This is a genomic window from Bradyrhizobium sp. 142 (genome assembly GCF_023074015.1).
In the GTDB taxonomy this organism is placed as follows: Bacteria; Pseudomonadota; Alphaproteobacteria; order Rhizobiales; family Xanthobacteraceae; genus Bradyrhizobium.
In genome coordinates this window covers 25,651-37,873 of record NZ_JADPKQ010000489.1, presented here as the reverse complement: position 1 = coordinate 37,873, position 12,223 = coordinate 25,651, and the positions used below count along the sequence as shown (strand labels likewise).

13 protein-coding genes are annotated in these 12,223 nt (G+C 64.6%); 10 read left to right on the top strand and 3 right to left on the bottom strand.

The features are described from left to right. Positions 1 to 158 precede the first annotated feature (158 nt). On the bottom strand, positions 159 to 782 hold the full coding sequence (locus tag IVA82_RS44335; protein WP_247383414.1) for an outer membrane protein: 624 nt from the start codon (positions 780 to 782) through the stop codon (positions 159 to 161). Positions 783 to 1,043: 261 nt separating this feature from the next. On the opposite strand from IVA82_RS44335, the gene uvrC reads away from it, so the two are divergent. The 9 genes from uvrC (at position 1,044) to IVA82_RS44290 (ending at position 9,881) form a co-directional block, all read left to right on the top strand. Next, on the top strand, positions 1,044 to 3,107 hold the full coding sequence (uvrC, locus tag IVA82_RS44330) for an excinuclease ABC subunit UvrC (RefSeq protein WP_247383413.1): 2,064 nt from the start codon (positions 1,044 to 1,046) through the stop codon (positions 3,105 to 3,107). 98 nt (positions 3,108 to 3,205) lie between these two features. After that, the gene (gene pgsA, locus IVA82_RS44325; protein ID WP_247383412.1) at positions 3,206 to 3,823 is read left to right on the top strand and encodes a CDP-diacylglycerol--glycerol-3-phosphate 3-phosphatidyltransferase; all 618 of its coding nucleotides are present in this window, start codon (positions 3,206 to 3,208) and stop codon (positions 3,821 to 3,823) included. Continuing rightward, entirely contained in the window at positions 3,820 to 4,071 is a 252-nt protein-coding gene (gene moaD, locus IVA82_RS44320; RefSeq protein WP_148745283.1) for a molybdopterin converting factor subunit 1, read from the top strand. The genes pgsA and moaD overlap by 4 nt, the downstream gene beginning before the upstream one ends. 4 nt (positions 4,072 to 4,075) lie before the next feature. Next, entirely contained in the window at positions 4,076 to 4,543 is a 468-nt protein-coding gene (locus IVA82_RS44315; RefSeq protein WP_247383411.1) for a molybdenum cofactor biosynthesis protein MoaE, read from the top strand. Then, the gene (prmB, locus tag IVA82_RS44310; protein ID WP_247383410.1) at positions 4,543 to 5,502 is read left to right on the top strand and encodes a 50S ribosomal protein L3 N(5)-glutamine methyltransferase; all 960 of its coding nucleotides are present in this window, start codon (positions 4,543 to 4,545) and stop codon (positions 5,500 to 5,502) included. Before IVA82_RS44315 ends, prmB begins: the two co-directional genes overlap by 1 nt. Before the next feature lie 87 nt (positions 5,503 to 5,589). Further along, positions 5,590 to 6,222: a phage holin family protein gene (locus IVA82_RS44305; protein ID WP_247383409.1), complete on the top strand. Its 633-nt coding sequence runs from the start codon at positions 5,590 to 5,592 to the stop codon at positions 6,220 to 6,222. Continuing rightward, positions 6,223 to 7,353, top strand: coding sequence for a YihY/virulence factor BrkB family protein (locus IVA82_RS44300; protein WP_247383408.1), 1,131 nt, complete (start codon positions 6,223 to 6,225; stop codon positions 7,351 to 7,353). Between the two features lie 185 nt (positions 7,354 to 7,538). After that, positions 7,539 to 9,011 (top strand): EAL domain-containing protein, encoded by a 1,473-nt coding sequence (locus IVA82_RS44295; RefSeq protein WP_247383407.1) that lies wholly within the window; start codon positions 7,539 to 7,541, stop codon positions 9,009 to 9,011. 15 nt (positions 9,012 to 9,026) lie between these two features. Next, positions 9,027 to 9,881 carry a TIGR01459 family HAD-type hydrolase gene (locus IVA82_RS44290; RefSeq protein WP_247383406.1) on the top strand — a complete coding sequence of 285 codons (855 nt, stop codon included), beginning with the start codon at positions 9,027 to 9,029 and terminating at the stop codon, positions 9,879 to 9,881. A 146-nt stretch (positions 9,882 to 10,027) separates the two neighbouring features. Here the strand turns inward: IVA82_RS44290 and IVA82_RS44285 are convergent, their stop codons facing one another. Further along, positions 10,028 to 10,423: a response regulator gene (locus tag IVA82_RS44285; RefSeq protein WP_027551917.1), complete on the bottom strand. Its 396-nt coding sequence runs from the start codon at positions 10,421 to 10,423 to the stop codon at positions 10,028 to 10,030. A gap of 228 nt (positions 10,424 to 10,651) precedes the next feature. On the opposite strand from IVA82_RS44285, the gene IVA82_RS44280 reads away from it, so the two are divergent. Beyond that, a complete protein-coding gene (locus IVA82_RS44280; protein ID WP_247383405.1) occupies positions 10,652 to 11,623 on the top strand; it encodes a bifunctional riboflavin kinase/FAD synthetase in 972 nt (323 codons plus the stop codon). 162 nt (positions 11,624 to 11,785) lie between these two features. Here the strand turns inward: IVA82_RS44280 and IVA82_RS44275 are convergent, their stop codons facing one another. Further along, complete coding sequence (locus IVA82_RS44275) at positions 11,786 to 12,100, bottom strand: hypothetical protein (RefSeq protein WP_247383404.1); 315 nt, start codon at positions 12,098 to 12,100, stop codon at positions 11,786 to 11,788. Positions 12,101 to 12,223 lie beyond the last annotated feature (123 nt).

Here is a 12,223-nt window from a genome sequence, read left to right as displayed (position 1 = left end):
TCGGTCGCCCTCATGCAGTTGCGCTTCACTTCGCTCGTTGTGATCAACTCACGATGGGACTTTCACCCATAAGAGTGCACCCATGCTGGGCGCACCAAAAAAAATCCCGGCCGCATGCGGCCGGGAAGCTGAAGGTCCGGTATTTTCTTCTTTAGCTATCAGAAGTGATAGTTCACGCCTGCGCGCACGACGCTGGCGCTATAGCCGTTTGACACGCCTGTAATTGCAAACTGACTCGTCGACAGATCGATGTAGAGATATTCGAGCTTGGCGCTCCAGTTCGGCGCAAGCCCGACTTCCGCGCCGGCACCAATGGTCCAGCCGGCGGTGGTGTGTGATTCCGTCCAGCCAAAGGTCTGCGCGCGCAGCTCGCCGAAGGCCAGACCGGCAGTGCCGTAGAACAGCACGTTGCTGAGGGCATAGCCAGCGCGGCCGCGCAGGGTGCCGAACCAGGGATTGGAGAACTTCCACGGCGCGAAAGTATCGTCGGCGCCGGCTGCCTGGATGTCGCCCTCGACGCCGAACACCCACGGGCCGTTCTGGAAATTGTAGCCGGCCTGCACGCCGCCGACGAAGCCAGAGGGCTTTGCGGGATTGTTGTCCACCGAACCCCATTCATAGCCGACGTTGGCGCCGAGATACGGACCAGCCCAGCTATAGGCGTTGAGCGGCTGATTGACGGTATAGGGGGCGCGCTGCCCGTAGTTGAGATCGGCGGCATCTGCCGAAGCTGTCCAGCCGGCAGCAACCAACGCGGCTGCGCCCACAACGAACCCCTTCATCACACTCTCCAACGCAACTGCCGCAACCCGTGCGATGCCTGCGCCGCCGCGCAAGGCAAACTGCATGGTTACGGAACCAAGAACTTTCCGCGTAAGATTTATCGAGAGTTTTAGGTTAAAGGGCTGTTAAGTCCGGTTACCGCGCTGTTAACAGACTTAAGGAAGCGTTACCGGGAACTGTGCGCCGCCATCCTGTGCGCGCCTGTGCGCGCGGCACGGCCGGAACTTCAAATCGGAGCTCCCAGCACCTAAATTCGTCCCATGGTTCACGATTCCAAAGACAATCCGGACGACACACGCGCGCGCAAACCCGAACGCGGCAGCGCGCCGGACGCCCCGCCCGAGGCGCTGGCGCCGCCGGACCTCGATCCCGCGACCGCAAACGGTGACGAGGAGGACGAATCACGGCTGCCGGACATCCTGGAAGAAAGCGGCGCGGTCGGCGACGAGCCGTTGGCGACGGGCCACGAGGCGATCGAGCGCGCAGTCCGGTTCGCCCCCACCTCGCCCGGCGTCTATCGCATGCTCAATGCGAACAGCGATGTGCTCTATGTCGGCAAGGCCAAGAACGTCAAAAAGCGGCTGTCGAACTACGCGCGCCTCAGTGCGCCGCAGCCGGCGCGCATCCTGCGCATGATCGCCGCCACGGTTTCCGTGGAAATCGTCTCGACCACGACCGAGACCGAAGCGCTGCTGCTCGAGGCCAACCTCATAAAGCAGCTCCGGCCGCGCTTCAACGTGCAGCTTCGCGACGACAAGTCGTTTCCCTATATCCTGATCACCGGCGACCATTGGGCGCCGCAGATCCTGAAGCATCGGGGCGCGCAGAGCCGCCCCGGGCGCTATTTCGGCCCGTTTGCCTCGGCCGGCGCCGTCAACCGCACCATCACGGCGTTACAGCGCGCCTTCCTGATCCGCTCCTGCACCGATTCTTTCTTCGAGAGCCGCAGCCGGCCCTGCCTGCTCTACCAGATCCGCCGCTGCGCCGGTCCCTGCACCCGCGAGATCGATTTTCCCGGCTATACGACGCTGGTGCGCGAGGCGACCGACTTCCTGTCAGGCAAGAGCCAGGCGGTGAAGCAGGAACTCGCAGGCGAGATGGAGAAGGCCTCAAGCGAGCTCGAATTCGAGAGCGCTGCGCTCTACCGCGACCGCCTCGCAGCACTGTCGGCGATCCAGTCGCAGCAGGGCATCAATCCGCGCACGGTGGAGGAAGCCGACGTGTTCGCCATCCACCAGGAGGGCGGCTTCTCCTGCGTCGAGGTGTTCTTCTTCCGCACCGGACAGAACTGGGGCAACCGCGCCTATTTTCCGCGCGCGGAGAAGACCTTCACGCCGGAAGAGGTGCTGGGCTCCTTCCTCGCCCAGTTCTACGACGACAAGCCGCCGCCGAAAGTCATCCTGCTCTCGCACGAGATCGAGGAGACCGAGCTGCTTGCCAACGCGCTGTCGATCAAGGCCGGCCACAAGATCGAGGTCACGGCCCCGAAGCGCGGCGAGAAGAAAGAACTCGTCACCCACGCCCTGACCAACGCGCGCGAGGCGCTCGGCCGCAAGCTCGCGGACACCGCGACCCAGGGCCGTCTATTGGAGGCCATGGCCGCGACACTGAGCCTGCCGCATCCGCCGAAGCGGATCGAGGTCTACGACAACAGCCACATCCAGGGCACCAATGCGGTCGGCGCCATGATCGTCGCCGGCCCGGACGGCTTCGTGAAGAACCAGTACCGCAAGTTCAACATCAAGTCCGAAGGGCTCACGCCGGGCGACGACTACGGCATGATGCGCGAGGTGCTGGAGCGCCGGTTCAAGCGCCTCATCAATCCGCCCGAAGAGAGTGCGACCAAGACCAAGGACGACGATTTTCCACAATGGCCCGACCTCGTGATCATCGACGGCGGCCGCGGCCAGCTCAATGCAGTGCGCGAGATCTTCGCAGGGCTCGGGCTGACCCAGGTCTCGCTGATGTCGGTGGCCAAGGGACCGGACCGGGATGCCGGCCGCGAGACCTTGTTCATGCCGGAGCGCGAGGCAATCAAGCTGGAGCCGCGCGACCCCGTCCTCTATTTCATCCAGCGGCTACGGGACGAGGCCCACCGCTTCGTCATCGGTTCGCACCGCAAGCTGCGCAAGAAGGACATTCGCGAGGCCGGTTTGCAGGAGATTCCGGGTATCGGTCCGTCACGCAAGCGTGCCTTGCTGCACCATTTCGGAACCCTGAAGGAGATCGAACGGGCCTCGATCGTCGATCTCGGCAAGGTTCCGGGCGTGAGTGCCGAAAGCGCACGCAGGATTTTCGAGTATTTCCATCCCCAACCGGGATGAATTAAAGGGGGGCAGCGGTCATATGGATGTCGTGTCCCGCGTCTCATTTGGGAGGCGGGACGGTTGACCTTCAGGCTGCAGCGGTATTGGTAGGACGGATGAACATCGCCACCACACGAGGGACGACCAGCCGCGCGATGTCCCTCCCGAACATCCTGACCTACGGCCGGATCGCCGCGATCCCGGTCGTGGTCGGGTGCATCTACGCGCAGTCGATCATGGACGGCCCGCTCTGGCTGCGCTGGGTGGCGGTGGCTATTTTCATCGGCGCCGCGGTGACTGATTACCTCGACGGCTATTATGCGCGGATCTGGAATCAGCAATCTGCGTTCGGCCGGATGCTCGATCCGATCGCCGACAAGCTGCTGGTCGCCTCCTGCCTGTTGATGCTGGCCGCGGACGGCATCATCCATGGCTGGTCGCTGTGGGCCGCCATCGTGATCCTGTGCCGCGAGATCCTGGTTTCGGGCCTGCGGGAATATCTGGCGGCGCTGCGCGTCAGCGTGCCCGTCACAAAGCTCGCCAAATGGAAGACGACGGTTCAGCTCGTCGCGATCGGCTTCCTGCTTGCTGGCGAAGCCGGCGACCAGGTCGTGCCGGTGGTCACGCAGATCGGCCTGTTGCTGCTGTGGGCCTCGGCACTCCTCACCATGTACACCGGCTACGACTATTTCCGTGCCGGCATCCATCACCTCACCAAGGAGGATGAAGGATGAAGCTGAAATATTTCGCCTGGGTGCGCGAGCGTATCGGCAAGGCCGAGGAGACCATCGAACCGCCGGCGACCGTACGGACCGTGGAGGAATTGATCGCCTGGCTGTCCGGCCGGAGCGAGGCCTATGCCTATGCATTCGAGAAGCCGAAGGTGATCCGCGCCGCGATCGACCACGCCCATGTCAGGCCGGACGCCGCGATCGCGGGCGCCCGCGAGATCGCGTTCTTCCCGCCGATGACCGGCGGTTAGACGCATGAGCGGCCCCGTCACCATCCGCATCCAGGAAGACGATTTCGACGTCGCGCGCGAGATCGCGGGCTTGACCGGGGGCCGCACCGATATCGGCGCGGTCGTGAGCTTCTCGGGCATCTGCCGCAGCGACGAGGACAGCGCCAGGATTGCGGCGCTCACACTCGAACATTATCCTGATATGGCTGAGGAAGAGATCAAGCGCCATGTCGACGAGGCTACGTCGCGCTGGCCGCTCAGCGGCGTCACCATCATCCACCGCGTCGGCCGCTTCACGCCCGGCCAGAACATCGTGCTGGTGCTGACCGCCTCACAACATCGCCAGGCGGCGTTCGAGGCGGCTGAGTTCCTGATGGATTACCTCAAGACCAACGCGCCGTTCTGGAAGAAGGAAGAGAGCGCCACCGGCGCCGGCTGGGTCGAGGCCCAGGCCCGCGACGACGAAGCCGCCGCACGCTGGACCCGGTCCTGATGGCAACAACTTCGAAAAAGACCGTGCGCGGCCGCGCCGCGCCAAAGCTCGCGAAGGTGGGCCGCGGCGAGCTCCTCACCCTCATCGATTTTGTCCGTTATGCGGTAAGCCGCTTTGTCGAAGCCAGGCTCGCCTTTGCGCATGGCACGACCGATCCGATCGCCGAGGCGGCGTTCCTGGTCTGCGAGGCCCTGCATCTGCATCCCGATCAGTTCGAGGCCTTCGCCCACGCCCGCGTCACATCAGCGGAAGGCAAGACCATCCTCGATCTCATCCATAAGCGCGTCACCACGCGCAAACCGGCCGCCTATCTCGTCAATAAGATCTACATGCGCGGCCTGCCCTTCTATGTCGACGAGCGCGTCATCGTTCCGCGCTCCTTCATCGGCGAGCTCATGGACTCGCATTTCGGCGGCGATGGCGAGGCTGGCTCGCTGATCGACGATCCCACGGCCGTCGAACGGGTGCTCGATCTCTGCACGGGATCGGGCTGCCTGGCGATCCTCGCCGCGCATCATTTCCCGAATGCCGCGGTCGATGCCGTCGATATCTCCAAGGGCGCGCTCGAAGTTGCGACGCGCAATGTCAGCGAGCACGGGCTCGACGAGCGGATCACGCTCCATCGCGGTGACCTGTTCGCGCCGCTCGGCGATGCGCACTACGACCTGATCATCACCAACCCGCCGTATGTGGATGCTGAGGGCATGGCGGCGCTGCCGCCGGAGTGCCGCGCAGAACCAAAGCTCGCTTTCGACGGCGGCGCCGACGGCCTCGACGTGGTCCGCCGCATCCTGCGCGACGCGCCTGACCATCTCACGCCGGATGGCGGCCTGCTCTGCGAGATCGGCCGCGGCCGCGAATTGGTCGACGAGGCCTTTCCGGAGCTGCCGCTGCTCTGGCTCGACACCGAAGAGTCCGGGGGCGAAGTGTTCTGGATCGCGGCAGCCGATCTCGTCTGATCCGACGACAGCCACGCCTCTTCGGAACAAGTCAAATTCCGCCACGTTCATCCACCGACGAATGTCTCGCACTCGGAGGATGTCCGCATGCTTGCGCCATCGGGCGAATTGCTGCGCGCCGGCGTGGCGCTCAAGCTCAACCAGCTCAAGCGCGCCACGCGATCCTATCTGCGCGACCGCACCAACGAGGCGACGGGACGTGCAACAGCCTATGCGGTTGCGGCGGGACTGCTCGCGGTGGCGGGCTTGTTCGTCGTCGCGGCCCTTTTTGTCGGCCTGATCGCCTTGTACCGCTGGGTAGCAATTACGTACGGACAATTCTGGGGCTTCGGCGCCGTCGGCGCGGTGCTGCTGGTGCTGGCCGCCGCCTGCGCCGGCGTGGCCATGGCTCAGATCAAGCGCAAGCCCAAGCCAATCGTGCCGCTCGCCAGCCGCCTGCGCGTGGCGATCGCCACCCCGCGGATCCCGCGCGGAACAATGAAGCAGGCGGTGAAAGAGGTCGCGACGACGATTCCTCTGGTGCCGCTCGCACCGGGCGAACGCGGCCATGGCGGCAAGTCTTGGTCGGGGAAGTCTTGGTCTGGGAGGTCCTGGTCTGGGAAGTCCTGGCCGGTTCGTTCCAACCGCTCCGTGCAACTCGGCCTGATGCTCGCGGCCGTTGGGCTGGTGGGTCTCACGGCGGCGCGCCGGCGGCGTCACCAGCACGGAGCGGATATTTGAATGTGTGCGCGGCGCTCCGAGCAGCTCGACAGCTGGCTGCTGGTGGCAGCCACTACGGTGTTCGTGCTGACCGCGGAACGGTATTTCCAGGAGTCCGGCCTGATCCGGCCGAGGCCTCCGCAAGACCACCGCAACAACGACGCAAACTCGCCGGATGCGAGGCCAGCGGACGCAGCGATGCAGCCCGGCCGCGGCCGCCGCGCCAAAAGCCCGTTTGCGATCCCCTGGGCGGGCTGGAAGGATATTTTCTGGCGCACTTATCAGCGCATCGACGACGATCGCCTGCTCGCCACCGCGGGCGGCGTCGTCTTCTTTGGGCTGCTGGCGATCTTCCCCGCCGTGACCGCGCTGGTCTCATCCTACGGCCTGTTCGCCGATCCCTCGACCATCAGCGCCAATCTGCACACGCTGGCGATGATGCTGCCCGAGGGCGCGTTTCAGATCGTCGAGGACCAGGTCGGGCGCGTGGTGTCGCATGGCAATACGGCGCTCGGCATCACCTTCCTCTTTGGTCTCGTGCTCGCGGTCTGGAGCGCCAATGCCGGCGTCAAAGCCATCTTCGATGCCCTCAACGTCGCCTATGAGGAGCGCGAGAAGCGCAGCTTCATCCGGCTGAACATGGTGTCGCTGGCATTCACGGTCGGCGGCATCGCGGCGCTGCTGCTGATGGTGGGCACCGTGGTCGCCTTCCCGCTCGCGCTCAACCATCTCGGCCTCGTGCCCGAAAGCAAGCTGATCGTCGCTCTCGCACGATGGCCAGTGCTGTTCGTCATTCTCCTCGCGGCGCTTGCCGTTCTCTATCGCTTCGCGCCCAGCCGCGACGCGCCGCGCTGGCAATGGCTGAGCCTCGGCGCGGTAGCAGCCGCCATCCTCTGGATCGCCGGCTCGGCGCTGCTGTCCTGGTACCTCTCGGAATTCGCCAATTACAACGCCACCTACGGCTCGCTCGGCGCGGCGATCGGCCTGATGATGTGGATGTGGATGTCGGCGATCGTCATCATGTTGGGCGCCGAACTGAACTCGGAGATCGAACGACAGACCCTGCGGGACACGACCACCGGGCGGCCCAGGCCGCTCGGCAGCCGCGAGGCCGTCTCGGCCGACACGGTCGGCGCCACCGCGCCATTTTGATGGCTGGTGGTCAGCCCCATCCTGCTGCGGTCCAGCCGCCACGCGTGAATGGCTGCTATCCCCTCGAATCAACAATGATGTTAAGGTCCGCTCGCTTGGGGGAGCATGAGACGTCACGGCGCCGGACCAAGGCCCGTGCTTTCCCGGGGGGTGAGGCAGTCAGCACTTGAGGCATAACGCGTGGCATGATTCGCATTTCGACGATCTTCATCGCCATCTGCATGGTTCTGGTCGCGGCCTCGCTCGGGCTTGTCCTCTACTCGGTCGCCGGCATCAGTGGAACCGAATCCGCCATCGTGGCGCTGACCGCGCTGACCTTCCTGACCCTCTACAACGCGGTGTCGATGCGGCTGCGTGACCGCAGCGACGTCGGCGGCCAGATCGCCGACCTCTCGCGCGGCACCGCCGACCTCGCCCGCCAGGTGGCCGAGTTCGGCCGCAGGCTCGCGGCGATCGAGGGGCGCATCGCATCGGCCAATTCGACCAACTCCGACCGCATCCAGTCGGTGGTCGGCGAAATCAACGAGCTCGGCGGACTGGTCAGGCAGCTCGCCGCCACCGTGTCGACCCATGAGGACCTGCTGGCCGACGGAACGCCGGCTCCTGTCCCGGTGACGAAGTCGCAACCGGAAGCGCCGATCGACTTGATGACAATGGCCGAGGAAAGGCCAGCAATGGCCGAGCAAAGGTTAGTTGCGCCGCAGCCGCTCCCGTCCGCACCGCGGCCTGCGCCCGCACCGATGGTCCATGCCCCCGCTGGCGGACGCAACCAGACCCAGATGCTGGCCACGCTGCGCAACGCGATCGACGAAAACCGCATCGACATCTTCCTCCAGCCGATGGTGACGCTGCCGCAGCGCAAGGTGCGGTTCTACGAGGCGGTGACGCGGGCGCGCGACGAGCGCGACCAGTTGATCGCCGCCGAGGAATTCATCAGCATTGCCGAAGCCTCCGGCCTGATCGGGCGCATCGACACCATGGTGATGCTGCGCTGTGTGCAGGTGCTGCGTCGGCTGATGGTGCGCAACAAGGAGGTCGGCGTGTTCTGCAACGTCGCTGCCTCCACGCTCGGAAATTCCACCACCTTCGCGCAATGCCTCGATTTTCTCGAAGCCAACCGGGCACTGGCGCCGTCGCTGGTGCTGGAGTTCAAGCAATCGACCTTCCGCAATCTCGGCCCTGCCGAAACCGAGAATCTCGCCGCGCTGGCCCAACGCGGTTTCCGCTTCTCGATCGACCATGTCACGGATTTGCGCATCGAGCCGCGCGAGCTCGCTGACCGCGGCGTGCGCTTCATCAAGGTGCCGGCCACGCTGCTGCTCGACCCAAGGCAGGCCTCGACCTCCGACATCCACCCGTCCGACCTGTCGGACCTGCTCGGCCGCTTCGGCATCGATCTGATCGCCGAGCGGATCGAAGGCGAGCGCGCGGTGGTCGACCTGCTCGACTTTGATGTGCGGTTCGGCCAGGGTTTTCTGTTCGCGCCACCCCGCCCATTGCGGCCGGAGGGGGCATCTGCTACCGGCGGGGCCTCGCCGACCCAGGCGCAGGACACTCAGGGATCCAATGGCTCCGGGACACAAAGCCCAGGCGCGACGTCTACTGCGTCTCCGCCACAGCGTATCACCGGCAACGCGGCGCTCGCGCGCCGTGTCTGATCGGCCGCGCGCATCATGACCACGCTGCATTTCGCCGAAAGCCTGCGTGAGCTCGTGGGCGGTGTGGACGTCGTGCTCAGCGACATCTGGGGCGTGGTCCACAACGGCCTGGAATCCTTCCCCGAGGCCTGCGAGGCGCTGCACACCTATCGCAGCCACGGCGGTACGGTGATCCTGATCACCAATGCGCCGCGCCCCGCCGACTCCGTGCAACGGCAATTGCGCAAGCTCGGCGTCGCCGACGAGATCTATGACGCGATCGTCTCTTCGGGCGACCTGACGCGGCTCTATGTCGCCGATCATCCCGGGCGCAAGATGTTCTGGCTCGGCCCGGAGCGCGACAACTCGATCTATCGCGGCCTCGATGCCACGCTCGCGCCGATGGAAGAGGCCGACTACATCGTCTGTACCGGCCTCTATGACGACGAGACCGAGACGGCGGAAGACTATCGCGGCATGATGCTGAAGGCGCGCGAGCGCAAGCTGACGCTGATCTGCGCCAATCCCGACATCGTAGTGGAGCGCGGCGACCGACTGATCTATTGCGCCGGCGCGATCGCCGAGCTCTATCGCGAGCTTGGCGGCGAAGTGATTTTCTACGGCAAGCCGCACCGGCCGATCTACGAGCGTGCGATGGCGCTTGCCGGCGAACGTCAGGGCCACCAGATCGACCGGAAGAGGGTGCTGGCGATCGGCGATTCCGTCCGCACCGACCTCACCGGCGCGCGCGAATTCGGCATCGACTGCCTGTTCGTCACCCGCGGCATCCATTCCGAGGAATTCGAAGGCCTCGACCAGCTCGATCCGGCTTCCGTAGCGGAATTGTTCGGCCATCCGCCGAAGGCGCTGATGCGCGAATTGAAGTGGTGACGGTTTAGCTCTGAGGTAAGAGCCGCTATGCCCGGGCTTGACCCGGCCATCCACGACCTCCTTTCCAGCTCCAACAACGTGGATGCCCGGGACAAGCCCGGGCGTAACGACACTGGTGAAAGCTGTAAGTCCGGTTGAGCGGCGCTTTACGCGCTCGCCATGTCCGGGAAGACCGCCTCGATCTTGGTCTTCAGCGTTGCCGCGTTGAACGGCTTGACGATATAGTTATTCACCCCGGCCTTCTTGGCCGCGATCACGTTCTCGGTCTTGGATTCCGCCGTGATCATGATGAAGGGCGTGGTGGCGAGGTTGGGATCGGCCCGCACTTCGCGCAGGAGGTCATAACCCGTCATCGGCTCCATGTTCCAATCGGAGATCACGAGCCCGTATTTCTTGCCACGCATCTTGTTGAGCGCCGCCGAGCCATCGCTGGCATCGTCGATGTTGTCAAAGCCAAGCTGCTTCAGCAGATTCCTGATGATACGGATCATGGTGCTGTAGTCGTCCACCACCAGAACCGGCATCGACAAATCAACCGCCATCTCGACTCCCCCAAACGCAAACCAAGGAATATTACGATCGGACCTGCCGGGACGGAGCCCAGCGGTTCCACGGTCAAGGACTAGCACCAAGGCGTTAAACAGCGCGTTAATTGGGGGGCCAGTAAGGATTGAAATCGTGTTCGATGCCGGCACATCCGCCCGCTTGACTTCATCCGGCCGGTCGCGCCACGGTCCCGGCCCGTCCTGCCGGTTCGAGAAATTCCCCTGATGGCCCCGCATTTTACCGTTATCCGCGACATCACGCCGGATTCCGCGATTCCGCGGGGGGCCGTGGTCGCCATGGGCAATTTCGACGGCGTTCATCTCGGCCACCGCGCGGTGATCGCGGCGGCCCTGGAAATGGGCCGGACGCATGGCCGCCCTGCGCTGGCATTGACCTTCGAGCCGCATCCGCGCCGGTTTTTTAGCCCCAACACCCCCCAGTTCCGCCTGACGGACGAGCCGGCGAAGCTGCGGCTGCTGGCCGGCACCGGGCTTGCCGGCGCCGTGGTCATGACCTTCGACAAGGCCCGCGCCGGGACCACTGCGCAAGACTTCATTCACCATGACCTGATCGGGCGCCTCGGGGTGAGCGGCATCGCGGTCGGCTACGACTTCCATTTCGGCAAGGGCCGGGTCGGCTCACCGAGCCTCCTGGTCAACGAGGCGCCCCGGCTCGGCATCGAGGTCGACGTCCAGCCGCACGTCGATATCGACGAACGGCCGGTCTCCTCCAGCGCCATCCGGATCGCGCTCGCCGAGGGCCAACTCGACGAAGCCACCGCCATGCTGGGTGCCCCATGGTTTATCACCGGCGAGGTCATCCACGGCGAAAAGCGCGGCCGCGACCTCGGTTATCCCACCGCCAATATCCGGTTGGACGCCAATTGCGGCCTGAAGCATGGCATCTATGCGGTGCGGGTCGGCCGCGGCGCCGAGCGCCTGGACGGCGTCGCAAGCTTCGGCCGCCGTCCGACCTTCGACAATGGCGCGCCCCTCCTGGAGATTTTCCTGTTCGATTTCAAGGGCGACCTTTACGGCCAGGCGCTGGACTGCGCCTTTATCGGCTTTATCCGCGAGGAGTTGAAATTCGACAGCCTCGAAGCCCTGATCCGCCAGATGGACAACGACTCCGCCCGCGCCCGCGCCATGCTGGCGGCCGCCCCGGATGCGTTTCCGCGGCTTGGAAGGCTCGACTGATCAACCGGACCCGGCAAGGAGCCGTGGATCAAAAGGTGCCTGGATCACCTCCGCCACGTTAATGCGCGCGGCCTCCGGATGTGCAGGGTTCAGGAGAAAGTTGGCCCCACGCTCGCTTATAGCAGAGGGCACCTGCAAGAGTGCACTCGTCGAGCGATCGAGCTATCGATCTCCGACCTCACGGCTGACCATCATCTGGGTCCGCCAATCCAGCGGCAATTCCAGCCCGGCGATCTCAACGACAATGTCGTCGGGGACTGCGATACGCAGCAATTGGTAGGCCGGCGGGATGGGATCGCGGTCCATGTGGACCAGCCGGGTCAGCCAGACTTCGGCTCGTTCCGCGTCGCCGAAAACGCGGGTCGCGAGCGTGCTGATATCGAGCAGCCGGACCAGCGCCTCACGTTCCGGACCGCCTACCGCAGAGACCATCTCGACCGAAAACGCTCGCAGACGTTGCTCGGCCTTGGAGAGCACGTCTTGTCGGCTCCCCCGTGTCTCCGTAGCTCCTTCAGCTCTTCCAAAACCTCTGCAAGCGGCGCGGCGTTCATGAAATTTTCTCCGTCTATCAATAATTTAGCGTCTTTCAAGAAATCCGCA

What these genes read in the sequence shown, in the direction of transcription:
- IVA82_RS44335 (WP_247383414.1), bottom strand. Translation starts at nt 782, where the DNA reads ATGAAGGGGTTCGTTGTGGGCGCAGCCGCGTTGGTTGCTGCCGGCTGG.
- uvrC (WP_247383413.1), top strand. Translation starts at nt 1,044, where the DNA reads ATGGTTCACGATTCCAAAGACAATCCGGACGACACACGCGCGCGCAAA.
- pgsA (WP_247383412.1), top strand. Translation starts at nt 3,206, where the DNA reads ATGAACATCGCCACCACACGAGGGACGACCAGCCGCGCGATGTCCCTC.
- moaD (WP_148745283.1), top strand. Translation starts at nt 3,820, where the DNA reads ATGAAGCTGAAATATTTCGCCTGGGTGCGCGAGCGTATCGGCAAGGCC.
- IVA82_RS44315 (WP_247383411.1), top strand. Translation starts at nt 4,076, where the DNA reads ATGAGCGGCCCCGTCACCATCCGCATCCAGGAAGACGATTTCGACGTC.
- prmB (WP_247383410.1), top strand. Translation starts at nt 4,543, where the DNA reads ATGGCAACAACTTCGAAAAAGACCGTGCGCGGCCGCGCCGCGCCAAAG.
- IVA82_RS44305 (WP_247383409.1), top strand. Translation starts at nt 5,590, where the DNA reads ATGCTTGCGCCATCGGGCGAATTGCTGCGCGCCGGCGTGGCGCTCAAG.
- IVA82_RS44300 (WP_247383408.1), top strand. Translation starts at nt 6,223, where the DNA reads ATGTGTGCGCGGCGCTCCGAGCAGCTCGACAGCTGGCTGCTGGTGGCA.
- IVA82_RS44295 (WP_247383407.1), top strand. Translation starts at nt 7,539, where the DNA reads ATGATTCGCATTTCGACGATCTTCATCGCCATCTGCATGGTTCTGGTC.
- IVA82_RS44290 (WP_247383406.1), top strand. Translation starts at nt 9,027, where the DNA reads ATGACCACGCTGCATTTCGCCGAAAGCCTGCGTGAGCTCGTGGGCGGT.
- IVA82_RS44285 (WP_027551917.1), bottom strand. Translation starts at nt 10,423, where the DNA reads ATGGCGGTTGATTTGTCGATGCCGGTTCTGGTGGTGGACGACTACAGC.
- IVA82_RS44280 (WP_247383405.1), top strand. Translation starts at nt 10,652, where the DNA reads ATGGCCCCGCATTTTACCGTTATCCGCGACATCACGCCGGATTCCGCG.